A 24,048-nucleotide genomic window follows, 5' to 3' on the forward strand; every position below is an offset into this window, starting at 1 on the left:
CAAAAGTCATGACCTTCCAACGGATGCTGTTTTGATGCGCATAACTTTCCTCATTCCCAACCTGGGCTTGGCTGGGGGAAATCGAGTCGTTGCAATTTATGCGGAGCGTCTGAAGAGGCTTGGACACCACGTTAGAGTTGTGTCTGGCCCTCAGTGGAAGCCAAGTCTCTCGCAGAAGCTCAAGTCCTTCCTGAAAGGGCGTGGATGGCTTTCAGGTCCCGATGCCTCCCAGCCATATTTTGAAGATCTCGGCGTCGAAGTGAGCGTTCTTGCGGACGCTCGCCCGATCTCGGATGAGGATGTTCCGGATGCTGATGTTGTGATTGCTACCTGGTGGGAGACTGCGGAGTGGGTGTCGAAGCTTAGTCCTGTGAAGGGAGCAAAGGCATATTTCATTCAGCACCACGAGGTATTTCCATATTTGCCCCTGGAACGCTGCCGGGCGACCTACCGGCTACCGCTACGCAAGATCGTCATATCCCGATGGCTGAAGGAGACGATGGAGCGCGTATATGATGACCATTCTTCGCATTTGATTTTCAACAGTGTGAATACAGATCAATTCTTTGCGCCTGCTCGAGTGCGTCAGTCCATTCCGACGCTTGGCTTCCTCTACTCAACCGTTGACTTTAAGGACCCTCAGGCGTTGCTGGACTCGCTTCACGAGGTGAAGAAGCGAGTGCCCGAACTGAGGGCCGTAGCATTTGGAGCGCACTCAGTTTCGAGCTTTTACCCTCTTCCCGAATGGGTTGAATTTCATCATCAGCCTAAACAAAACGACATCAGGTTACTTTACGCCCGCTGCGATGTTTGGCTTTGCGCGAGCAAGAGCGAAGGCTTTCATCTGCCTCCGCTGGAAGCAATGGCTTGCCGCTGCCCCGTAGTCTCGACGCGCGTAGGTGGCCCAATAGATATAATTGAGGACGGCGTTAATGGGTATTTGGCTGACGTCGGGGACGTCGAAGCGCTCGCCGATCGAGTCGTCAAAGTGTTGGGGCAAAGTGATGCGAGCTGGCAATTGATGTCGGACGCCGCTTTTGCAACCGCTTTGCGGTACACTTGGGACGATGCAACTCGGCTATTTGAAGAGGCAGTTCGCGAAATCTCTGAAAATTGACAAGGCGGGGACGTTTATCGCCAATCAGCCCCCGCGAAGCGCTCGCGTTGCATGTCCGAAGGTATCGAACTATCAGGTTCTTTCACGCGGAAGCATTCGTTCTTTGGCGCGTCGGGCCAGGCCCACCAGGGGACGTAGAAGTGTAACCTTGTCGAACAGCTTTTGGGCTCCCACATCGGTGCGGGAAGGGCGTTGATAGCCCAGACTTGGTGTGTAGCAAAACGTATGAAGGTCTGGATTCTTTGCGCGAACTGTCGAGTAAGCGCCGTCGACGTGCATCGGCCCTCCTAGCGGGTCACCCGCCGGTCGAGATAAAATGGCCTCGAATTCGCCTATGATGATATTCAGTGCGGTCCCATTAATCAGCATAAAGTGCGTGCATCGAATTCCAGTGTCCGGATCAACGCGTGCAAGCCCTTCCTTTGCGTCTTCTACCGTGTGTCCGGGATAAAAGATTGACCAAGGTGCGTTCCACAGAAGCTGTTCGTAAGCGGATCGCCATTCATCCGCAAACTGGCGACCAAAATTCAGATCGTCTTCCATGATTAGGACACTGCTTGCCCCTTCGTCTTTCGCCAGCTTGAGAACAGAAAGATGACTTAGGAAGCAGCCATGCGCTCCAATCGACGGAAATCCTGCCGTGGAGTCTGGTCGAACTGCTGGAAAAAAATCCGCTTGCCAGCCAGTTCGATTTAGCTGCTGAATCATCTCAACTCGACGATCCTTCCGCTCAGGTAGGTTGATTATGATTTTTAGCATGCATTGCTCGAGATTCGGTAACACGGAATGAAGCGAACCTACTCTTCCCACCTCACATTACGGAAATCCCCTATCGAGTGCTGGAAGACGTCGTAATTCTTACCATACGAATTATCAGACATATGCACAGCTTTTTGCAATAGAGCTGACATTATAGCGACATGAAGACGATTTGTTCTGACCACGTTAAATCTATCAATGAAGCGTAGCATGAAGTACGTCGCGTGAAGGGAGGATTGGGGAGACATGTCGTCCGCTGCAAACGCAGCGGACAAATCGATATTGTGCACAGGTACCGGAATCGACGTTCTCTCCATGTCTAGCCGGATAGAGTTCAGAGTCTTGCCGGAATCTAACCACTTCATGTGGTAAAGAGAGCTACGTACAACCCGCTTGAGGTTCCTAAGCAAGAGAGAAGGGCTTGTCGTAGTTCTGACGTCGCGAGAGCCAAGCTCTCGCGTGGCAGGCAAATCACACGAAAGCGCCATGTCATGCCCCAGCAGAACGTCAGCAGCGGGCGCGGCTTCTTTCACGAACCTGTAGGTGGGCATCTCCCGGCAGAAGACCACGCAATTCGCCTTAAGGCGGCTCACGACATCAATGTGAGATCTGATGGTATGAGGGAGAATAATCAACTGATGAACGCGGTCGACGTTTCTGTCGATGACGTTTGCAACGTCTTTGTAAGGTTCGACCAAATTGCCGCCACCGCCCAAAATTACCACTCTGTTTGCATAAATTCTTTGAGGATCGCCCATTTCGTAGTCTAAGCCGATCTTTTGAAACAGTTGATACGTCGCGTGGGCAATAAAGGAATCTCCAGCATTCCCGGGATTGGGCAAGAAGACGACTTGCTTGCCTCGTACGGATCGAAGGACGTTTTCAATATCTGATATTCCAAGGCAATTGGAATTGTTGCTATGCATTTCGCTTAGGGCTCTTGTATTCGATCAGTTTCGTCTTGCGTCGCCGCACCCGCGACAGCGCGAACCATACCACTCCTTGCGCCTCGGGGAAGCGCGCCAGCACGTTGAACAGGGCGAGAGCTGCGCGGTCGGGGTGGCTCGAGCGCAGCCACAGCCGCAGGACCTGGAGAGAATAGACCAGCCAGACCAGCAGACCGAGCGGCCAAAGCGCCAGAGAGGCGGCGAGGCAGGCCAGCGGCAGCAGCAGGCCCCAGGCTATGGCGCGGGCGGTTTCCTTGACCCAATGGCCGTGCCGGCGGCCATGCGTCCAGGCGCCCTCGGCGAAGGCATGCCCCCCGCGCACCATGCGCCGCCACCATTGGCCAAAACGCGTCATCGCCGCGTCGTGAACGCTCATCGCCGCGGGCAGGCGATGGATCTGCCAGCCGGCCGCCCGCAGGCGAACGCAGAGTTCCGGCTCTTCGCCTGCAATCAGGTCGCCGCGATAGCCTCCGGCGGTCGCCAGGGCTTCCGCGCGCACCATCACGTCGCCGCCGAAGGACAGCGCAGGGCCCAGCGGTACGTCCCATTCGATGTCGCACAGCCGGTTGTAGACCGAACGGTCGCGAAAACGCTCGCGGCGCCGGCCGAATACTGCGCAAACCTCCGGATGGGCTTCGAGAAACAATCGTGCCGCGTCGGGCCAGGCGGCATCCAGTTCGCAATCGCCGTCGATGAACTGCACGAAGAGGATGTCCGGGGCGAGTTGGCGCAACAGGCCGAACCCCGCGTTGCGCGCCCGGGCTGCCGTGAACGGCTCATCCTGCGTGAGCTCGTGAACTGAAAGGCCGCGCTCGCGCACCCAGTCCGGCGAGCCGTCGGTCGAGCCGGAATCGACATACACGACCGTCGCGCCTGACGGCAGCGAGCGGATACAGGCCTTCAGCCGCTCGCCCTCGTTCCGTCCGATCACCACATAGCCCGTCGTTTGCATCGCCAGTCCCGGTGCTCCCTCAGAATCGGCCGTAGAAATAGGCGCCGACAAAGCCGATAGCGATTAGAGTGAAACCGAGTGCGGCGAGCAGCCGACCGCGCTGCTCGGTGAAATAGCGCGCACGGTGTTTCATCACCTGGCGATCCACCAGCGCATAAAGCAACGCCGCGATCGCGACGGCGAAGATGATCGCCACGACGATGCCGATGGTCGTCCCGCGCAGACCGACCCTCCCGAGCAGCGCGTTCGCCGCGAAAATTCCAATCCAGTGATTGAGATAGAGCGGATAAGAGATCCCCCCGACCCACCGTCCGAACGGCGTGGACGCCCCATACTGCGCGCAGGCGAGAACGATGAAAATCGCAGCAAATGGCGCCACGGCGTCATATGGCAGCCATGCCGAGACCGTCAGCGCAAAGGTTGCGACCGCCAGCACCAGCACCACCGCGCGCGCGACCCTGCCGCTCTGCCAGTCGCCCCAGTAAAGCCGCGACATCGCGCAGAGTACGCCGAGCGAGATCGCGCCGAAATAGAGCGAATACCGACTCGCAAGCACGCCGGCCGCAATCGGCACCCATAGCCAGATCGATCGGCCGATGCCCGCGCCCAGGACGAGCAGAAGCGGGGAAGCCAGATAAAACTGCTCCTCGGCGCAGATGCTCCACAAATGGTTGCCGGTGCCCTCGAGCGGCATCTGGGCCGCGAATTCGGCAAGCTGCGGCGGGCCGAAGAAATTGTAAGTGAAGGTGAGGTCGTAGAAGAAGATCTCGACCCATTTCCGCGTAATGGGTTCCTTTATCAGGCTGACGACGATCAGCAGGAAGATCGTCAGGAAGTAGGGTATCCAGATGCGCGCGGCACGGTTGTAGTAGAACCGCGCCAGGTCTTTCAGGGAGGAATTGAGCAGGATAGCGCCGATCAACCAGCCGCTCATCGCAAAGAACACCTGAACGGCGAAATTGCCCGACTCTTCCCACCCGTGGATGCCGGCATGGCCCGCCGCCACGGCGAGAGCGAGGACGATGCGTAAATAGTCGAAGGCGGGATAATATTTGAGCTCGGAGGCCGGGGCCATCGTCAGGAAATTCCGGAAAGAACTGTAATGGCAACGCTATATACGCTGCGAGACCCTTTGTGCGAGCATTTACCGTCCCGGACGAATATTGGCACGTATTAATGTAAATTCCCCCTATGATGCGGTCATCGCGTTCCCCGGGACGCAGGCGCAGGCGTAGGCCATGGGCGACGTGTGACAAAAATGAATATTTTGGTGACCGGCGCGGGCGGTTTCCTCGGCCAAAGTGTGGTTGCGACCCTCCTCTCCAGCGACCACCGCGTCCGCGCTGTAGTTCGGTCGACCCCTGCACCCTCCAAATGGCCTGGGACGATCGAGATTTGCCGCTGTGACCTGGCCAAGGACGACTTGACATCCGTTCTCGCGGGAGTGAACGCGGTCATTCATCTCGCGGGGCATTCCTCCGCGCTCGACGGGCTCGATGCGGCGGTTCTGGGCACCGCGCGGCTATGCGAAGCTATCTCCGCGAGCCAGGTGAAGCGGGTTTGCCATGTTAGCAGCCTCGCGGTTTACGACTGGAGCGGCGTCGACAATGTTCTGGACGAGCAATGTCCGCTTGCAGAGATCGCGACGGCCCCTACGGACTATGCAAAGTCGAAGTTGCGACAGGAAGAACTCGTTAGACGCTTGGATGGATCCAGGCTCATCGTGACGATCGTTCGTCCTGGTTTCATTTGGGGCCATACTCGCCTTTGGGTAGACGGTGTAGGGCGCCGGTTGCCGCGTGCCTATCTGCTCGTTGCGCCGGAGGCTTCAGTGCCGCTGACACACGTCGACAATTGCGCTGATGCAGTCGTCAGCGCGGCTCTCGAAGGCGAGGGTACATTCAACATCGTCGACGGACCCTTGATCAGTCGCCGACAGTATCTGCAAGCCTATGTCGCTGGTTCTGGCGCATCCGGGATCGTGATCCCGATCTCATACCAAACCGGTTTGAGCTTGGTGACTTCTTTGCGGAAGGTCTTCAGAGGGATGCTCAACATCAAACGGCTTCCGTCGATGCTAGATCCCATCCGGTTTGAAGGTCAATTCAAACCGATCGTCGTCTCTGCCGACAGAATTCGCCGTGAACTCGGCTGGACCCCGCCGTTGGGTTTTGCATCCGCCGCGAATCGTTCCTTCGTCAGCCGTGTCTAATTGATCGTTGGCCAATAGAATGCGTGCTTCAGTCGTCTATCTCCTGCATCGTTTCCCGCGCGTCACTGACACGTTTATCTTTCGGGAGATCAGGGCACTTCAAAATCAAGGCTTGTCCGTCAAGGTGGTTTCTGTCTGGCATCCAAAGGACAGCGAGACGTTGCCCCAGGTTCTCAAGGACTGGGAGGATGATGTTTCGTTCCTGTTGCCTGCCAACGCCATGAGCGCCGTGGGCGACATTCTCAAGATCGTCGGCCTGCATCCGATACGGTTTGTCGATACGTTTCTCTTGGCGCTGCGAACCTCAAGGCCTGGGCTGAAGGGGCTGTTGTTCCAGTTGTTCTATCTTATGGAGGCGCTTCTCGCGGCTTCTCGACTTCGCGGTCAACGCGGAATTCAGCTTCACAACCACTTCGGCGATCAGAGCGGGACAGTAACGATGCTTGCCGCGAGGTTTTGCCGGTTGCCTTACAGCATCTCGTTCCATGGTCCGCATATCTTCTTCGATCCCCTGGGACAACGTATCAAGAATAAGGCGCTCAGTGCAGCCTTCAATCGATGTATCAGCTCCTACTGCCGCAGCCAGATCATGCTCTTCATGGATAACTATGAGCCGGCGCGTTGTCCCATCGTTCATTGCGGCGTGAATAGCAGTGCATATTCCTATCGGGATCCCGGGCCGGATGTATCGAGGATCCTCTCGGTTGCGCGCCTCGCTCCCGAGAAGGGCTTTAGATATTTGCTTGAGGCTTTCAGTGCTGCTGCGAGAAATAATCCAGCTGTTCAATTGCGGCTTGCAGGTGACGGCCCGACGCGGTTCGAGCTTCAGGAGCAGGCGCGCCTGCTCGGGATCGCCGAACGCGTCGTATTCTTGGGGCGCGCCACCGAGGCAGAAATACGAGACGAGCTAGCGGCCGCCGACATCTTCGTGCTTCCGAGCCTTGCTGAAGGCCTTCCGGTCTCTCTGATGGAAGCAATGTCCGTCGGCGTTCCCGCTATTGCAACAAATGTCGCCGCGGTTGGCGAATTAATCGATGATGGTCTCAGTGGCAGGCTCGTGCCTCCGACCGATGCCAGCTCTCTCGAACGCGCATTGTTGGAGCTGATGCACGATCACGAGAAGCGCATCGCCTTTGCCCGAGCCGGCCGGATCAAAATTGAAGCCGAGTTCGAGCTTGAGCGGGAAACACTGAAGCTAGCCGAAGAATTCGAGAAAGTCGCAGTAGCCTAAGAGGCTGGGCGAACTTCACGATGTTTGGGCCCAGCCCATAGGTTCGATCGGAGGGCAGCGAGTGCTCATCTTGTGCACGCCATCGCCTTGCTGGATTGCGAGAGTTGCCTCGGTAAGATGCAAGGCAAATTGCGAGGACAGCCGACTGGGCCGCGATTCGTTGATCGCGGACAGAACTTCCGCGGGGCCGAGAGCAAAATTCATTGACGCCGCGCCCCAACGCCCAACCTTCGGATGGGTGGGCTGTTTGAGCCGAATGCGGGTCGCGATTGGGCTTGTGATCAGTTTTCGTCTCAACGCGTAACGTCGGCGTAGCTTGACCGGCGAATTATTGTCCCAGCTCCGCGCGATCTCGAGAATTCCGTCTTCGCCAAAGATGCGCAGCCGGTGGTCATGGGAAGCGATAATGCTGCAGGTGAGCCGCGCCACGGTGCCTGATTCAAAATAGAGCGTCGCGCAGGAAAAGTCGGGCGCAGCGCGAGCAGCGCTGCCGATTGGCTTTTCGGGGATCAAATCCGCCGCGGCAGAAATGACGCGCGTAATGCTGCCGAACATCGCTATCAGCCATGTGAGGTAGTAGCCCGCGTGTTCCAAAGTGCACCCGACCGCAAATTCATCCTGGTAGGGCCACGGCGCGCCAGATTCCGAATGCCACTTGGTGTAGGGAGCCCGCGGGATGAGGTCGTCGTCGAGCTCGGCATAGACCAGATACGGGGTTCCGATTCTTCCGGTTCTCACTGCTTGCCAGGCCGTCTGCGCAGCTTCTCCAAGTAGCGAGCAGGGGGCGCTTGCAAGTTCGAGCGAATGTTTGGCTGCCAGTTCGCAGAGTTCGCGCGCATCGGCGACGTCGAGGGCTAGCGGCTTTTCCGAGTAGACGTGCTTGCCGGCGTTGAGACAAGTCTTGCTCACAGCGAAATGCGACGCCGGATTGGTCAGGTTCAACACCAGCGAGACCGACTGATCGGAAAGCAATTGCTCGAAACCTTGCGCCGGCCTTACGTTCCAATAGCGGCAGAACCTCGCCTGATTGGCGGGGATGATGTCGTAAGCGCTGACCACCTCGATTTCCGGAAAGGAGGCGAGGGAACGCATGTAGAGATCGGCAACAAACCCGGTCCCTACGATCGCAACGCGCCCTTTGGTCATGTCGAACCTTCACCCGATAGAGGTCTGGCTGTGCGGCTGCGTGGCGGCCAGGAAGTCACCACCGAGTTTGCCCTGACTTCCGAGTGTGCGGAGATCACGACCTCTCCGAAAATCTTTGCCCCTGCCCCAACATCGACATGCCCCTCGAGCACGGGAAAGCCTCCGCCCCGTCGTGTTCCAAGCGTGACCTGCTGGAAGATAAGGCAATTGACGCCGATCTGCGCCTGGGGGTGGATGACGATCCCATTTGGATGCGGGATTGCGAGGCCGCCCCCAATTCGGCAGTTGATGGGGATTTCTGCGCCCGTCACAACGCTCCAAAAACGATGTTCGAGCACGTATAGCTTGCAGCGCAGCGCCGCGGGCAGCCCGGTGCGGGTCGCACAGCGCTGGTAGCCGCGAATGGTCTTGAGGAGTTGCTTTCCCGGCTCCCAGAAGCTCGTAACCCTCTCGCGAGACCAGTCCGGCTCTGTTGAGGAAACCCCTGCATCACCTGTGAATTCATTCATTGCGAAATCGTGTGATGCGCCTCTTAAAATGCTCGATTAGGCATTAGATCATGTCTGCAAAGAAATCTCTAAATCCCAGTGGCTTTTAGACTATGATATATTTAAGAGGTGATATATTACCGGCGATATTAAGGAACATTGTCATTTAAGCGTTCGGTCTCTGTCGTTCGTTACGAGACGTTCGAAAACGGGTGATATCTCTAGAGCAGGCCGGCAGCCTTTTTGCATGGGCCAGGCAATTTGGGATCAAGATGGCTGAAAAGACCGACCAGACCAGATCAATAGTCATCGCGGCCACATTTACGGCTGAGCCGCTTCAGCCGAGCTTGGAGTTTCTTTTTGAGAAGGTCGGACTGCATCTCGATGTCCGTTTTTCACCCTATCATCAGGTCTTGCAGGAGCTGATTTCCAGTTCAAGCACGCTCGCCAGCCTTGACAAGGGTGTGGCCGTGATCCTCGTGCGTCTGGAAGATTTCATTCGAGACATTGACGATCATTCAAGTGCTCTAGAGACGATTCCGTCAATCGCGGACGAAATCGCCTCCAGCCTCACAGCATTTGCTGCCCGAGCCAGGTCGCCCGCGGTGTTTTCGGTTCTGGCTGCCTCCCCCGACGTGCCGGAGCAGCTTAAAGGGGCGATTGAAAAGGCATCCGAACAACTCGTCGAGCGAGCGACCGGTCTTTCGGGGATTACCATTCTCCATCCGCGGGATATCGACGTCGTTGCCGGCAACGACAGGTTCGACCGCGAAAGCGATCGACTAGCCCATGTCCCGTTTACGGAAGATCATTACGCGAGCCTGTCCTTGGCGATTGCGCGTAAGGTCCATGCCTTTCTCGTCCCGGACCGCAAGGTTCTGGTTCTTGACTGCGACAACACGCTGTGGCGCGGCGTTGTTGGTGAGGACGGAGTCGATGGCATCGCCATTCCTCCGAGCTTCGCTTATTTGCAGACGTTTGCCCGGAAGCTTCAGGCGCAGGGGGTTCTGATCTGCCTGGCGAGCAAGAACGTGGAACGCGACGTTCTCGATGTGCTGGAGCAGCGGCGGGACATGTCGCTCAAGGCGGAGCATATCGTCGCCCATCGGATCAACTGGAACCCCAAGCCGCAGAATCTTGCCGATCTTGCGCAATCGCTCAATCTTGGTTTGGACTCGTTCGTATTCTTGGATGACAATCCGGTTGAATGCGAGCTCATGAAGGCGGAGCTGCCGCAGGTCTTGACTCTTTTGCTACCTCCCGAGGATCAGATTGAGGCTTTTCTCGATCATCTTTGGGCTTTCGACAAGGTCGCGGTCACGGATGAGGATAAGCGGCGAACCAGCCTTTACAAGCAGGATGCGGCCCGCAAAGCTTTGGAGAAAGATGCAACCAACATAGTTGATTTCGTTGCCTCTCTAAAGGTGAAGGTTGATATCGATCCACCCGGCGAGGGGGACTGGCCGCGCCTTGCACAGCTCACGCAACGTACGAACCAGTTCAATTTCACGACCGTCAGGCGGACGGAAGGTGAATTGAGGACGCTCGTTGATGGCTCGCCTGATAGCGCCGCGCAGGTTCTCAAGGTCAAAGTTAGCGATCGTTTCGGCGACTATGGGTTGGTGGGCCTCGTCATTTGTATCGAGGCCGATCGCGAATTGCTCCTCGATACGTTCCTTTTGAGCTGCCGCGTTCTCGGTCGAGGCGTCGAACACTCAATCCTTCGCCATGTTGCTGCAATCGCCAAGTCGCGCGGGATCGAAATGGTCTCGCTGCCCTTCAACAAGACAGCGCGAAACGAGCCTGCCTCTGCCTTTGCCGACAGTGTTGCCGAAGCCTTCAAAGGCGTGGAAGGCGACAGGACTGCTTATCGAATTCCCACGGATGTGGCGTTGGAGATCCATCATCGCCCGGGGTTCGACCCCGACGCGGTCATCAAGGCCAGAGAGTCCGACGGGAAGAAGCCCGCTGCGCAGGTGACGACGGCAAATGTCAGCGAGCGATACACGATATTTTCTCAGGAGCTGCTCACTGGCAAAGACGTACTCAGCGCCCTGAGCAAGTCGAACATGCGGCGTCGAGCGCTCCCGGCGGCGGTCGCGCTGCCTGCAACCGAGGCTGAGCGCCAAATGTTGGCGATCTGGGAAGACGTGCTCGGTATCGAGGGACTGGGAGTCGATGACGACTATGCTGATGCAGGGGGTACCTCGCTTCTTGCTGCACGCTTGTTCGCGCTGGTGTCTCAGCGCTTTGGGGTGAGACTGCCGCTGACGTTCATCTTGGAGCACCCGACCGTACGTCGATTGGCTGCGGTTGTGGATCAGGATCGTTCGCAGATGTCGTCGCTGGTGGAGTTGAGGGGGGGCGGACGTCGCAACTTTTTCTTCGTGCACGACGGCGATGGCGAGACGCTGCTATATCAAAATATCGCGCGGCGGCTTCCCGAGAATTTTAGCGCCTATGGAATTGAGCCTCGTCGGTTGCAGAACATTCCCCTGGCGCACGTATCGATCGATGATATGGCTACCCACTATCTTAAATTGATTCGGGAAAAGCAGCCTTCGGGTCCGTATTTCGTCGGCGGAATGTGCGCGGGTGGCGTCATCGCCTTTGAAATCGCCCGCCAGCTGACAAAAGCCGATCAGCGCGTAGAGTTGGTTGCGCTTCTGGATTCCGCACTGCCCGGGACGCCTCGCCGGCGCGGACGGATCGCCAAGCAACGTGCGGGCCGCGTGGCGGACTTGCTGTCTGGTGGTCCTGCACAACGCGGTGGATTGGCTACAAGGGCAGCCATGCTGTGCCGTAAGGCCTTCAACGCCGCGGCGTGGGAGGTCAGCAACCGGATGGGGCGGTTGTCCGTCAAAGTGCGTTTCGAGTTTCTTCGGCATGCTTTGCGTCGTGGCCTTGCTTGGCCGGGTTTGATGCCGGCACTCACGGTGCGACAGATCTACGATTCCGCTGAATTGAGCTACAGCCCACCTCCGACGTCTTTGCCGGGCCTGATGCTGGTGCGGGCTCGAACTGGGCAGGGGGGCGATACCCCATTCCGGGAAGTGTATGCGGACGACGAATTGGGCTGGCGGCACGTGAGCACCGATCTGCTGATTGAAGATGTCGATGGCGGGCACTACACGATGCTGCAAGAGCCCTTCGCAGAGGCGGTGGCCGAGAAGATTGCGGTCGTTCTTGATGGGAATTCCGTAGTAGCGACATCGCCAGCTTACCTCAAAGCTACTGCATGACCGCGCTGGATGTCGTCGTTGCCATCGTAACCTACAAGTCTGCCGATTTGGCCGTCGCATGCATCCGCTCCATCGAGGTCGAGCGGGCGGCGTCGAAGTTGGCGATATCGGTCGTTGTTGTCGATAACGTCTCCGGTGACGCCGCTGTCATTGGACAGGCAATTGCGAACAATCATTGGGGTTCCTGGGTGAAGCTCGTCGTTGCGCCCAGGAATGGCGGCTTCGCCTATGGAAACAACGTTGCGATCGGCGAAGCTGCGCGAATGGGGCCCCCGCGCTATTGCCATCTGTTGAACCCCGACACGGAGTTGCGGTCAGGTGCAATCGATACCCTGGTTTCGTTTCTCGATCAAAATGCGACCGTTGGCATTGCCGGCAGCAGCTTCGAGAACCTGGACGGGAGCGATTGGCCGATTGCGTTTCGTTTTCCGACGCTGTTGAGCGAGGTCGAGTCTGGATTGCAAACCGGAATGGTCAGCGGAATCTTGAGCCGCTGGGTGGTTGCGCAGCAGATGGGCAAGAGCGCAGAACCAATCGATTGGGTACCTGGTGCGTCCATGATGGTCCGGTGGCAGGTGATCGAGAAAATTGGTGGTCTTGACGAGAATTACTTTCTCTATTTCGAGGAAACCGATTTTTGCCGCCGTTCGTCGCAGGCGGGTTTTCAGACATGGTATGTCCCGGCGAGCCGAGTGATGCACATTGCGGGTCAGAGCACAAAGGTCACGGAACGGGACGCAAAGATCAAACGATTGCCCGCCTACTGGTTTGAATCCCGCAGGCGCTTTTTCGCCACGACCTACGGGCTCAGCTATGCAATGGCGACGGATTTGGCGGCCCTGGCCGCGCATGGTGTGGGGCTTCTCAAGCGTTTGTTGCTGGGCCGGGGCCACGAAGCGGTCCCGTATTTCATCAGAGATCTTTGGACTTACAGTGTGCTCCGCCCCGGCAATCGGCGCGCGGCGATCAAGGACAATGTTGGAATCGATAGCGCGGCTGGCAACGTCCGGGTGAGCAATGGTTGATGTATTTCGCGCTCCGCTCATGCCGCGGTCATGTTGAGTGCAGCATCGAGTTGGCAGACAGGGGCGGCTACGGTCGTCCTCCGACGCCATATCCAGCGGCTTCAACCTCCGCCGGCCAGGCGGTTCGGCTTCGCCGTAACATTAATTTCGGCCAGCCAGGCCAATCGCGCCGCGAATTGGTGCCTTGGTTGGGGCTCTTGCAGGGGCAATCGGCCATATTAATCACCCTCATTTAATTGGCTTTCGGACCCGACCTCCCGCATGTTATGAAAATCTGCCTTTTAGAAAAGCCATTTGGGATTTAAGCGTTCGTTCGACTTGGTCCCAGTTCATGAGAGTTCAGTTTTGAACATTTTACGGACCGCTCGTTTGGGCTCGCTTGATGCCGCTTTGTGCGTTCCCCCGCGCGCGGTCGAGCCGGCTGACTGTCACGAGAATGCGACAAGGAACGTGTACGGCCTGCTTGGCCTGCCTGTTGATGCAATTGACTTTGAGACTTTGATTGCCGCGATGGATACGGCTGCCGCAAAGCGAGAGCCGTTTCTGATTTCAACACTCAACGTCAACTTCCTGATCAAATGCCAACAGAATGTCGACTTCCGAGACAGCGTTTTGTCGAGTGATCTTTGCCTCGTCGATGGGATGCCGCTGATTTGGATGGCAAAGTTCCTGCAGGTTCCGATTCAGGAACGGGTTGCCGGCAGTGATCTGTTTGGGCGTTTGAAGGCGAGGACGAATACCCGCTTACGCGTTTTCCTGTTTGGCGGAACGGGGGATCTGGCCGCAAGGGTAGGCGAGAAGTTGAATGCGGAGGACGGAGGACTGGAGTGTGTCGGCGTTCTCAATCCCGGATTTGGCTCCGTCGAAAAACTAAGTTCTCCCGAAATCATCAATCAGATTAACGCAAGTGGCGCGGATCTGCTTGCGGTTTTTCTGAATGCCGAAAAGGCCCAAGCTTGGTTGATGCACAATCATCATCGGTTGACCGTACCGATCCGCGCGCAATTCGGGGCTACCATCAATTTCGAGGCGGGTACGATTAAGCGTGCGCCGCCGTTCCTGCGCAGCACAGGGTTCGAGTGGCTCTGGCGTATCAAGGAAGAGCCGTATCTGTGGCGGCGCTACTGGAATGACGGTAGGTCGCTCATTCAACTTTTTCTGACATCTGTCTTGCCAATCGCGATCGCGGCAAGGGTAAATTCCGCTCGTTCAGAGTTTGATGTTAATCCGAAAGAAAGCGATGGACGTTATACGCTTGCTCTTTCCGGTTCTGCCGCGGGAGAGTACGTGGATCGCCTGCTGCCCTTTGTCGATAAGGCGGCGAAAGAGGATCGTGACGTTACGATCGATCTTTCTGACGTTAGCGATGCGGACGGCCGCTTCTTCGGTTTGCTTCTTGGTCTGAGAACCCAGCTGGCTAAGCGAGGCCTTGATCTTCACCTTGCCGGCATTTCCCCGCGCATGCGACGAATTTTCCGACTGAACAGGTTTGAGTTTCTGCTCACCGGGCGGTAATCCACGCTGCGCACCTCGGCCAGGGCGAACGCGAGAACATTGGGATCCACAAGAATGACGAATAACTTCGAATGGCGGTTGGTTGGTAGGGCTGTCGGGGTTGTCATCATGGCGGGCTTGCTCGCCGGTTGCGGCTCGCCTGAGCAGAAGGCGCAGGACCTTTATGAAAAGGGCATGGCGCTCATCGCAAAGAATGACGATCTCAATGCGAGAGTGGCGCTGCTCACGTCGGCGAAATACAAGAGCGACAGGATTGAGGTCTGGAAGGCGTTGGCCGGGATCGACGAGCGTACCAAGTCCAGCTCGCTCTTCGTCGACCTGCGTCGTATCGTTGAGCTTGACCCTAACGACCTGGATGCTCGGCTGAAGCTTGTTCGGATCATGGTGGCTGGCGGAGCGGCCGAGCCGGCTATCAAGATCCTCGATGCAGCCAACGAAGGCGACAAGCCGAATGCTGCGTTTCATGCGGTTCGGGCGCTGGCCTTGGTCCGAACGAATGATCCGGCTGGTGCGATCCGCGAGGCGCAGCGCGCCTATGATATTGATCCTGCCAACATTGACGCGTTAACTTTGCTTGCCTCGAAAAAGCTAGCCGACGGCGATAGTGGCGGCGCCATGAAAATGTTGGATAGGGTTCCGTCGCAGGCTCAAGACGCGGACCGTGTGCGTGCGACGCGACTGCGGGTCGATATCCTCGTAAGGAAGGGCGATTTAGCCGAAGCTGAAAAGCTGGTGCGCCAATTGGTGACCGACTATCCGGAAGAAGCTTCGTATCGCGTTCAGCTTATCCAGATTTTTACAACCGAACGTAAGTTCGATGACGCCGAGAAGGAGCTGCGAGCGCGGGTCGCGTCCAACCCATCGGACAGTAAGCTCGAGCTCGACTTGGTTCGCTTCCTGAACACGTTCAAGGGGGCCGACGCAGCGCGTGCCGAACTCGCGTCCCGGATCAAGGCCGGCGGCGATACGTTCGACTACAGATTCGCGTTGGCTGAGCTCGATTTTGTTGGGCAGCGCCAAGGCGACGCGGTTTCTGAATTGCAGAAGCTTGTCTCTGAGACTGATAGCGCCGATCGGAAACCTAGGGCCCAGGTCAGGCTTGCCGAGGTGCTGATCGCACGAGGCGACAAGGCCACGGCGGAGCCCTTGATCTCGGAAATTCTTGCGAAGGACCGCCGCAATTCCGGCGGCCTTCGCCTTCGCGCGGCTCTCAGCCTCGACAAGGGGCAGACGGACAGCGCTATCGCGGATTTGCGCGAAGCGCTCAACGATCAGCCAAAATCTCCCGAACTGCTGATGGCTCTTGCGCTCGCCTACGAGCAGGGCGGAAAGCCCGAGCTTGCAGACCGGCAATATGCGGACGCGCTGAAGAACTCGAACCTCAATCCCGAGGTTGCCCTTCGGTACGTTGCCTTCCTTCAGCGTAGAAACGATGCCGCGCGCGCCGAGGATGTCTTGAACGAGGTCGCTGCTCGTTATCCGGGCAATCTGCAGGCCCTCACATCGCTGGCGCAGGTCAAGCTCAGTCGGCAGAACTGGGACGGTGCGCTCGCAATTGCACAGACCATAGCTGCCAACAAGGACGGTCGCGTCGTTGCCGACCAGATCAAGGCCGCAGCTTTTGCCGGCCAACAGCGTATCGGGGAAAGCATTGCCGCGCTGGAAGATGCCCGCAAGGCCGCGCCGGAAGCGATCCAGCCGGCCGTTGCGTTGGCATCCGCTTATATTCGAGCGGACCGAGCTGTCGACGCGGTGGCGGTCCTGCAGGAGATGAACAAGCGGTATCCCGACAACGCGGAGCTCCTGGTCATTCTCGGGCAGACACGACTGGCGCAAAAGAAGGATCAGGATGCGATCGCCAGTTTCCAGGAGGCGATCAAGCAGAAGCCCAAGGATGCGTTTGGCTATAGCGCGCTGTCGGATTACTACATCCGCGTCAAAAATTATGGTGCCGCCGAGGGTGTGTTGCAGAGCGGTTTGCAGGAGAATCCTCAGAACATGACTCTGAGGATGTCATCCGCGAGTCTCCAGATCCTGAAGGGCGACAATGCGGCTGCGATTTCTCAGTACGAGTCGATCCTGAAAGACCAACCTCGGGCGCAATCCCTGGTCGTGGTCAATAATCTTGCTAGTCTCCTCCTCGATACGCGCTCCGACAGGGAGAGTCTGGACCGGGCAGCGGCGCTGGCCGAAACGCTCAAGACCTCAAACGTGCCGCAGTTCCAGGACACTGTGGGATGGGCGCGCTTCAAGCAGGGCGACATAAAATCGGCCATTGCCTTTCTCGAGCCCGCAGCGGCGAAGTCGGTAAATCTCTCGGCCGTGCACTATCATCTCGGTCTTGCCTATGCTGCGGATGGACAGGCCCAAAAAGCCAAAGAGGAACTGGAGACGGCCGCCAAGCTCGAACCGGAGAGTACCGATCTCAAGAAGAACATTCAGGAAGCGATGAAGAAGACGCTCTAATTTCCATGTGGGAGCACGAGGAAATTGTGGGTCGCAACGAACATTACGCTGTGCGAATCTGCGGGACCGGTCCCAGAAACCGTTGGAGTGCCGGTTAGCGGGTCGAAGATCGTCGTTCCGGTGCTCGCGAAGCGGCGCTGGTAGCGATACGTGAACTGTAACGATACGTCTTGTATCGGATTGTAGCCATACGTCGCGGAAACTGAAGCGTAGTCGGTCGTTGTTGTCGCAACCTGCCGGTTTCCGCTTGCTGAGAAGGTCAGATTCTCTCGGCTATTGATCAGGTAATTCACGCTGGCGCTGACGCTGTCTTGCTTGATCAGTGAACCTACGATGCTCGGTCCAACAGACTGTCTTGCAATCACCGACAGCGTCGCTGTATTCATGAACTTGTAGGTTAAAATGGCATCGCCAATCCAATCGAGAGACGTGCTCCCGATCGGGGTGTTTGAAGTCACTCCGCCGATTGCGGATGTCGATACGCCACGATCGGTCACCAAATAGGCGGCGCCGATATTGCCTCTAAAGGACAACAAGGAGGATAGGGCGCTGTCTACGCCGACTTGATTGCGAAAGATGCTTACCTGCGTGCTGAACGCATTGTCGTAGGCGAGCAGCTCTGCTTCGGACGACAGGTTGACACCGCTCGTGGAACTGACCCCGTGTCGCCAGGATCCTCGCGCCAATGTGTCGGTGAATGCAGTCCCGCTACTCGCAGGTTCGTAGTATGTGCGGGTTGATGTCGCGAGCAAGTTTATGCTGTCACGCGCGTTGAACGAGCGATCGATGCCGCCGGTTGCCGTGAACCGATCGATGAATCCGGTGGCCGGCGAGATGACGCCAAGGTCGTTCAGCAGCGCCAGCGCAGTGCTCTGCTGCCTCCATGCGGTTTCAACAAATTCTCGGTCGAATTTGTTTTTACCGAATTGTTCGTAGAGTGCCGTCGCCCCATGGGATATGGACTCGGCGACTCCCTGAGCGCCTGGTCCCCAATATTTTCTGTAGGAACCATCTCCATCAAGGGTGAGCTTGGACGTCGGTGTAAGAGCCTCTGCGGTCCCCGTAATCGTAGAGTACGAGCCGAGCGAACCAGCGGGGGATGATTTCAAGAACTGGTTGCTGTTGAGTTCGACCGTCTGGCTTTCAGAAGTTCTGAGGGACCAATCCCACGCGAATGCCGTCGCCGGTGCAAGCCCGAACGACATCGAGACCGCAATCGCAATCCTCTTCACAACTGGTCCCGCCCCGGGTGCACTTAAGCTCGCGCTTTAGTCGAAGAAACCTCGCTCCGGGACCATGATCACGTCGCCGGCTCTCAAAGCGATGTTGCCTTCGAGATCGGCGCCGGCCTCATACGCCCTGTAGTTGAACACGTAGATTGTCTCGTCGCCGCCGGGCGCGCGTCGACGCACCTGGATCCGTTTCTTTGCAGCGTAGGGACCGAGGCCGCCGGCAAGCGAGATGGCTTGCATCAGCGTGGTGGGTTGCCGGACGACGTAAGGTCCGGGCCTCAAGACCTCTCCGGTGATGAAGATCTTGGGTTTCAGGTCCTCTTCCGGAACATCCTTGGGGGCATTGGCCAGCGCGACCGTCACGTCCAACGCATCATCCTTGTAGTTCGGCTTCAGCTTCGCTCTGAGGACGTTCTCAAGTGCGAGGGGCGTCAACCCGCGTGCTCGGATGTGCCCGGCCAGCGGGAAGGCGATTTCTCCGAGCGGGTCAACGACCACGGAGCGGTCGAGTTTCGGGTCCTGCAATACGGTAATCGACAGGGTATCGCCCGGCTTGAGCGTCTGTGAGAAGGCAGACGTGGCGAAGATAGCCATCAATACTGCCAGCAAGACCGTCCGCATGTTTCTTTCCTCTTCGCGAAGGGCGCAGATGAGCGAAGTAAAGTGTTAATCTTAATCTTTGCTGAAGAACTCAGGCCAAGACTCCCCGGCGAGCCGAGGACAGCTTTCGGAAATTAATGGATCTCAGCTACTTAAGGAACCCGGGAGAGCTGTTTCACGGGAAAAATACTGTACTGTTGCTTGTCTGCAATAACGTCGCGGACCAGCTGCTCGCCAACGACCTTTTGGTCATTGGCGAACCCGTAGACCAGGGCTGTGTCGCATAACACATTGATCATTCGCGGAATCCCGCCGCTGGCGGCTCCGATCAACGTGCAGGCTTCCTGGGTGAAGAGGGGGCGAGGGGCACCAACGGCCTGGAGGCGGAAGGCGATATAATTGGTAACTTCACGTGCGTCTAGCGGCCGCAGGTGGAAGTCGGACGAGATTCGCTGGGCGAACTGGTGCAGCTTGGGCAGCAGGAGCAAATCTCGCAATTGCGGCTGGCCAACAAGTATAAGTTGTAGGACTTGAAATTTATCTGCGTTGATGTTGGACAACATCCGTAGATGCTCAAGCGCTTCCGGTTCGAGGTTTTGCGCTTCGTCAATGATCAGAACGGTGCGTCGGCCAGCTGCATATTGGCCATGGAGAAAATCCTGTAAATTCTTGAAAAGATGAGGATAATTTCCATCGAACGATTGCCCTAGGGCCATCAAGATCCACTGAAGAAGCTCCTCGCGCCCTTGCGGCGAGCTTGAGATCAGCCCCAGCGTCAGTGTGGGGCTGAGTTTTCTGAGCAGGTGCCGCACGAGCGTCGTCTTGCCGGAACCGATCTCGCCTGTGATGACAGTGAAGCCGGCATTGTTCATGATGCCAAACTCAAGCATCGTGAACGCCATCGAGTGCATCTTGCCCCAATAGATCAGGTCCGGATCGGGTAGAATCGAGAAGGGCTTCTCGCGCAGCTGATAAAATGACTCGTACATCCTGCCGTTCTCTAGCCTGACTTGGCCGCCTTATAGCTCAACGCTCCGCAAGCCAGCTATCCAAGCCACCAAATATTGAACGAAATTGCCTAAAGAAACGACTCACGATCATTATTAAGGCTGATAATTCAAAACCTTCTCGCGACGCAATATTTAATGAGCCTCTATGCAATTTCGATGCTAAAATCGTTTGAGAGATCGATTGCAGGCTGACTGAGCTTACAGAACAACGTTTTCACGCGCTTTGCAGTTCGTACTAACCGGGTTCCAGAAGACGCATGCTGCAAAAGATTGATTTTGAAGACAATTTCGACGGTCCGCTCGAGCAGGACCGCTCGCACCTGCTGAAGCCCTCCTATTATCTGGATATCATCAAACGGCGGTGGCTGTTCTTTGCAGTGCCGTTCATTCTGATTGCGGCGGCGGGAACCGCCGCCGTGCTGATTTGGCCTCCGACCTATCTTTCGGAGGGCAAGATCCTCGTCCAATCGCAGCAGATTCCGACTGAGCTCGTGCGGCCGACCGTAACAAGCGCGGCGCAGGAGCGTATCCAGGTCATTCAGCAACGCACGATGACGCGTGACAACCTCATCGCGATCGCCGACAAGTTCCAGCTTTTTCCGGAAAAGCGTACGCTCATGTCGGTCACCGAATTGGTCGAGTTGATGAAGAAATCGACCAAGATCGCGCCGGTCGATCCGATGCTTGATTTCAAGCAGCGGTCGAGGGCCGAAAATCCGACGATCGTCTTCTCGGTTGGATTTGAGTACGGCGACCCGGCTGTCGCAGCTCGCGTTGCCAACGAGTTGATGACTCGAATTCTAAACGAGGACCTTCGCGATCGGACGAGTCGCGCAACAGATACATCGCGCTTTTTGTCTCGCGAAGTCCAGCGGTTGCAGACCGAGAATGCGACGCTCGACGCAAAGATCGCCCAGCTTCGCATTGCCCAGGGCAAACCGGCGACGGCATCAGGCCAGGACCAGCCGACCAGCACGCTTGCTCAATTGAAGGCCGAGCTGATTCAGAAGAGCGCGCTTTATTCCGACAAGCATCCGATGATTCAGTCGCTGAAGCGTCAGATCCAGGCGATGGAAAGCGTGGCTCAGGGGCCAGCTCAGGCGTCGACCGGAAATGACGCCGCGGTAGCAGCGAGCCTCGACGCACTTGTAGCTCAACAGGAGAGCTTGCAGAAGAATCTCGAAGCAGCCATGGCCAAGCTGATGGCCGCACGGCTGGGCGAAAACCTCGAAAAGGATCAACAGTCCGAAAAGCTCGAGGTCATCGAACAGCCGACGGCGCCTCAGGAGCCGATCAAGCCGCATCGGCCAAAGCTGTTGGCCCTTACGCTGGCTATCGCGTTTGCAGCCGGCGCGGGCCTGACGTTTGTCCTCGAGCTGACCGACAAGGCGATTCGCCGCAGCAGCGATTTGTTCACGATCGTCGATAATCGTCTCATCATTCCAGTTCCCTATATTGGAACGAAGGCTGAGCTGCGCCGGAAGAAGTATCGCGGTATCGCTGCGATCGTGTTGCTGGTCGTGGTTGTGGTCTGCCTCCTTGGAGGCGCCTACTTCATCATGCCGCCGCTCGATCTCATGCTCGCCAAGGCGCGGGCAGGTCTGTTCCGCTAATGCGAGAGGTCTCCATGGACTCGATCAAGCAGGCCGTGGAGCTGGCGCGCTCCGGCGACAGTCTCGTACAGCAGGAACTCATCGGTGGATCGAAGCCGATCGCGGGGGGACACGAGTCAACGCCGGTACGTGAGGTCCGACTTGATCCGGATCATCTCGAGGCCAATCGCATCGTAGCCTTCGCGACCGGCGGAGAAAGCGGTCGCTACTACGACATGCTGCGGACCCAGGTCCTGCAAGAGATGGACAAGAAGAACTGGCAGTTTCTGGCCATCACTTCACCCACGGCTGGATGCGGAAAAACGGTGACCGCGTGCAATCTCGCTATGAGCATTGCGAGACTTCCCGAGCGATCTGCGCTTGTCGTCGATCTCGACTTGCGCAAACCGATGGTCGCAAACTATCTCGGATTGCCGCGTAGCGGCGGGGTTCTGAGTGTACTCGACGGGCAGGTGCCGATTTCTTCGGCTGTAATCAAGGCGGGAGTCGGACCGAACAGCCTGTTCCTGTTGCCCGGCTCGGCACCAACTTCTGGCTCATCCGAATGGATGGCCTCACAAACCATGACGGCATTGCTTCAGGCGATCAAACGGGAGTACCGCTCTCATACAGTGATCTTCGATTTGCCGCCCATGCTTCTTGGGGATGACGTGATCTCGATCTTGCCCCGCATGGATGCGGTGCTGCTCGTGACCGGCGTGGGAAGTTCGTCCGTAGCGGACATCAGGGAATGCCAGAAACATCTCGAGCGTGTTCCCGTAGTGCGCGTCGTTGTCAACAAGGCGTCTGAAAAGATCGATACTTACTACGGATATTATTAAGGACCGAGGCCAGTTCGGCTTGATGGTTGATCAGGCGGAAGCCTACCGTGTATCGAACGTTCCGGGGGGAACGAAAGCTGAGATCACTGCGGCTGGTACGAAGTACTTCGCGACGTCGTACGTCTCTTCTTTGCGGGTCACCGGGTTGGGCCGCTTCTGACTGATCTTGCGACTCATAATGCCGAGCAGGCACTTCTGCTTCGAGTCGAAGACACCTGATCCCGAATTGCCGGTCTTGGCGACATCGACAATCGCGGTGCTGAATCGCCGTGCTCCCGCGGGAATACGCTCAGGGGCGATGATGCGGGAGGCAACGACGGCCTCAGGCACAACGGTAACGACCTCCTGGCCCGGCCTAGGCTGGACGTCACAGAGGCGCATTCGCCTGAGCCTTAGCCGCATTGGCAACAGGTCTTCCTCCACCGCGAGCAAGGTCAGGTCGATTGCCTCGAGTTGGCCTTCCTTGACGACCCGGGTCGGATACTCACGATCCGCAATCGTGACTTTGGGCCGCGTCAACCAGGTTCGTCCGGCCACGTGGGCGGCAGTCAAGAAATAGCCTTTTCCGAGATAAATTCCGTAGCCCGGTCCCCATGCCTGCATGGGCGTCTGGTGAATATTCACGGCATAAGCGCGCAGGGTATCTTCGAGCGTCTGTGCGGTGGCTGCTCCGATCGTCGCCACTTGAACAGCCATACAGGCCGCGATGTGGATGAGAATCCTCGCCGCTCTCCGGCGCCCGGAGCACGCTTGGTTAGTTTCCCCATCCATCTCTTTGCCGGGCGCATCGTCATCCATGACAATTAAGAACTTCCCAGAAAGAAGCCTCTCTCCTGGGAAGGTAGTGCCACCAGCAAGTCCTCGATGAACTGATCTTGCAGCTTGAATGAAGCGTCTTTGGGAAGACCGATCGTCGAGACCCTGAATAGCGCGCCATCCGGCAGAATACCGCGCAGACCGTACTTCAGCCGACTAATCTGATTATCAAGTACTCCGTTGGACACGTCGTCGCCAATCTTCATCCAATAGGTAATGGGTTCGAATCGCGACTCTCGTTCCGCGATCAATCTCGTGGTTTTCAGCGAGCCGCCGGAATAGTTCAAATTCGAGCTGGCTTTTTCGGACACGCGGAATCCGTTGGCCGTGTAACAGATTTCGGGCCGGTGCGCCTTGAGCTTGTAATTCTGCACAGGGCCGTAGGCGACAAGCAGCATGACGATATGGCCGGCGCCATCCGTATAGCCGCGCGCCACTTCCTGGCTGTAAACCTTCGCGGAGAGAGGATCCGGTGGTTGGGCGTACGCTTCGGGATCGACCGGCTTCACCGGGCTGATCTCGGGAACAAGCTTCCAGGCTCCAAACTGTTGTGGAATGACAGTCTCGAGGCTTTGGGATGCCGTTGTACGGGCCATCAACTGGCGCGGTGCAAAAACCTCGGCGGCTATCGCGGTCCCGGCAATTGCAACCGCCGCGAGAACAACTCCAACCCGGCTGGGCTTCATCGTATAGCTCCTGTTCGGGCAATTGTTACCTGTCCGGCGGGATTAAATAAAGGGGCGATGGCGCTGGATTTCCTCACAAATCAGTCACGAATGGCCTTCTAATCGAGGATTTCTCGATTAATCTAAATATCGGATTCTTAGCTCGGAGTGACCTGCCGGCTCGACGGCCG

General features: G+C 57.3%; 21 protein-coding genes. 9 read left to right on the forward strand and 12 right to left on the reverse strand.

The genetic code is table 11. The annotated features are described in order from the left end of the window. Positions 1–34: 34 nt before the first annotated feature. The gene (locus V1280_RS43355) at positions 35–1,117 is read left to right on the forward strand and encodes a glycosyltransferase family 4 protein (RefSeq protein WP_334537077.1); all 1,083 of its coding nucleotides are present in this window, start codon (positions 35–37) and stop codon (positions 1,115–1,117) included. A gap of 72 nt (positions 1,118–1,189) precedes the next feature. Here the strand turns inward: V1280_RS43355 and V1280_RS43360 are convergent, their stop codons facing one another. From V1280_RS43360 to V1280_RS43375, 4 genes are read right to left on the reverse strand one after another with little or no spacing between them, the layout of a single operon-like run. After that, a complete protein-coding gene (locus tag V1280_RS43360) occupies positions 1,190–1,876 on the reverse strand; it encodes a glycosyltransferase family 25 protein (RefSeq protein WP_334537079.1) in 687 nt (228 codons plus the stop codon). A 38-nt stretch (positions 1,877–1,914) separates the two neighbouring features. Then, the gene (locus tag V1280_RS43365; RefSeq protein WP_334537081.1) at positions 1,915–2,802 is read right to left on the reverse strand and encodes a polysaccharide pyruvyl transferase family protein; all 888 of its coding nucleotides are present in this window, start codon (positions 2,800–2,802) and stop codon (positions 1,915–1,917) included. Continuing rightward, positions 2,795–3,775: a glycosyltransferase family 2 protein gene (locus tag V1280_RS43370; RefSeq protein WP_334537083.1), complete on the reverse strand. Its 981-nt coding sequence runs from the start codon at positions 3,773–3,775 to the stop codon at positions 2,795–2,797. The genes V1280_RS43365 and V1280_RS43370 overlap by 8 nt, the downstream gene beginning before the upstream one ends. Positions 3,776–3,794: 19 nt before the next feature. Further along, positions 3,795–4,850, reverse strand: coding sequence for an acyltransferase family protein (locus V1280_RS43375; RefSeq protein ID WP_334537085.1), 1,056 nt, complete (start codon positions 4,848–4,850; stop codon positions 3,795–3,797). 183 nt (positions 4,851–5,033) lie between these two features. Between V1280_RS43375 and V1280_RS43380 the strand changes: the two genes are divergently transcribed. Then, the gene (locus V1280_RS43380; RefSeq protein ID WP_334537087.1) at positions 5,034–5,987 is read left to right on the forward strand and encodes an NAD-dependent epimerase/dehydratase family protein; all 954 of its coding nucleotides are present in this window, start codon (positions 5,034–5,036) and stop codon (positions 5,985–5,987) included. 19 nt (positions 5,988–6,006) lie between these two features. Continuing rightward, on the forward strand, positions 6,007–7,218 hold the full coding sequence (locus V1280_RS43385; RefSeq protein ID WP_334537089.1) for a glycosyltransferase family 4 protein: 1,212 nt from the start codon (positions 6,007–6,009) through the stop codon (positions 7,216–7,218). Positions 7,219–7,233: 15 nt separating this feature from the next. On the opposite strand, the gene V1280_RS43390 is transcribed toward V1280_RS43385, so the two are convergent. Continuing rightward, the gene (locus tag V1280_RS43390; protein ID WP_334537091.1) at positions 7,234–8,364 is read right to left on the reverse strand and encodes a Gfo/Idh/MocA family protein; all 1,131 of its coding nucleotides are present in this window, start codon (positions 8,362–8,364) and stop codon (positions 7,234–7,236) included. Continuing rightward, positions 8,361–8,873 (reverse strand): serine acetyltransferase, encoded by a 513-nt coding sequence (locus tag V1280_RS43395; protein ID WP_334537093.1) that lies wholly within the window; start codon positions 8,871–8,873, stop codon positions 8,361–8,363. Before V1280_RS43395 ends, V1280_RS43390 begins: the two co-directional genes overlap by 4 nt. Positions 8,874–9,124: 251 nt before the next feature. Here V1280_RS43395 and V1280_RS43400 point away from each other — a divergent pair, with 251 nt between their 5' ends. The 4 genes from V1280_RS43400 to V1280_RS43415 all read left to right on the forward strand — a co-directional run bounded on the left by V1280_RS43400 (position 9,125) and on the right by V1280_RS43415 (position 17,100). Beyond that, the gene (locus tag V1280_RS43400) at positions 9,125–12,094 is read left to right on the forward strand and encodes an HAD-IIIC family phosphatase (RefSeq protein ID WP_334537095.1); all 2,970 of its coding nucleotides are present in this window, start codon (positions 9,125–9,127) and stop codon (positions 12,092–12,094) included. Continuing rightward, the gene (locus V1280_RS43405; protein ID WP_334537097.1) at positions 12,091–13,119 is read left to right on the forward strand and encodes a glycosyltransferase family 2 protein; all 1,029 of its coding nucleotides are present in this window, start codon (positions 12,091–12,093) and stop codon (positions 13,117–13,119) included. Before V1280_RS43400 ends, V1280_RS43405 begins: the two co-directional genes overlap by 4 nt. A gap of 450 nt (positions 13,120–13,569) precedes the next feature. Then, positions 13,570–14,634 carry a WecB/TagA/CpsF family glycosyltransferase gene (locus tag V1280_RS43410; protein WP_334537099.1) on the forward strand — a complete coding sequence of 355 codons (1,065 nt, stop codon included), beginning with the start codon at positions 13,570–13,572 and terminating at the stop codon, positions 14,632–14,634. 54 nt (positions 14,635–14,688) lie between these two features. Beyond that, positions 14,689–17,100 (forward strand): tetratricopeptide repeat protein, encoded by a 2,412-nt coding sequence (locus V1280_RS43415; RefSeq protein ID WP_334537101.1) that lies wholly within the window; start codon positions 14,689–14,691, stop codon positions 17,098–17,100. Here the strand turns inward: V1280_RS43415 and V1280_RS43420 are convergent. The 4 genes from V1280_RS43420 to V1280_RS43435 all read right to left on the reverse strand — a co-directional run bounded on the left by V1280_RS43420 (position 17,097) and on the right by V1280_RS43435 (position 20,409). Further along, a complete protein-coding gene (locus V1280_RS43420) occupies positions 17,097–18,332 on the reverse strand; it encodes a hypothetical protein (protein ID WP_334537103.1) in 1,236 nt (411 codons plus the stop codon). The two genes, V1280_RS43415 and V1280_RS43420, sit on opposite strands and share 4 nt — an antisense overlap. A 36-nt stretch (positions 18,333–18,368) precedes the next feature. Further along, complete coding sequence (locus V1280_RS43425; RefSeq protein ID WP_334537105.1) at positions 18,369–18,953, reverse strand: polysaccharide biosynthesis/export family protein; 585 nt, start codon at positions 18,951–18,953, stop codon at positions 18,369–18,371. 131 nt (positions 18,954–19,084) lie between these two features. Further along, positions 19,085–19,921, reverse strand: coding sequence for an ExeA family protein (locus V1280_RS43430; RefSeq protein ID WP_334537107.1), 837 nt, complete (start codon positions 19,919–19,921; stop codon positions 19,085–19,087). Between the two features lie 164 nt (positions 19,922–20,085). Continuing rightward, the gene (locus tag V1280_RS43435) at positions 20,086–20,409 is read right to left on the reverse strand and encodes a hypothetical protein (protein WP_334537109.1); all 324 of its coding nucleotides are present in this window, start codon (positions 20,407–20,409) and stop codon (positions 20,086–20,088) included. A 213-nt stretch (positions 20,410–20,622) separates the two neighbouring features. Between V1280_RS43435 and V1280_RS43440 the strand changes: the two genes are divergently transcribed. Further along, the gene (locus V1280_RS43440) at positions 20,623–21,555 is read left to right on the forward strand and encodes a hypothetical protein (RefSeq protein WP_334537111.1); all 933 of its coding nucleotides are present in this window, start codon (positions 20,623–20,625) and stop codon (positions 21,553–21,555) included. Positions 21,556–21,569: 14 nt separating this feature from the next. Continuing rightward, positions 21,570–22,376, forward strand: coding sequence for a CpsD/CapB family tyrosine-protein kinase (locus tag V1280_RS43445; protein WP_334537113.1), 807 nt, complete (start codon positions 21,570–21,572; stop codon positions 22,374–22,376). A gap of 42 nt (positions 22,377–22,418) precedes the next feature. On the opposite strand, the gene V1280_RS43450 is transcribed toward V1280_RS43445, so the two are convergent. Together V1280_RS43450 and epsI are read right to left on the reverse strand one after the other, a co-directional pair. Further along, positions 22,419–23,174, reverse strand: a complete 756-nt coding sequence (locus V1280_RS43450; protein ID WP_334537115.1) for a trypsin-like peptidase domain-containing protein — start codon at positions 23,172–23,174, stop codon at positions 22,419–22,421. A gap of 5 nt (positions 23,175–23,179) precedes the next feature. Further along, positions 23,180–23,878 (reverse strand): exosortase-associated protein EpsI, V-type, encoded by a 699-nt coding sequence (gene epsI / locus V1280_RS43455; RefSeq protein ID WP_334537117.1) that lies wholly within the window; start codon positions 23,876–23,878, stop codon positions 23,180–23,182. Positions 23,879–24,048 lie beyond the last annotated feature (170 nt).

The sequence above is a fragment of the Bradyrhizobium sp. AZCC 2230 genome (assembly GCF_036924495.1).
In the GTDB taxonomy this organism is placed as follows: Bacteria; Pseudomonadota; Alphaproteobacteria; order Rhizobiales; family Xanthobacteraceae; genus Bradyrhizobium; species Bradyrhizobium rifense.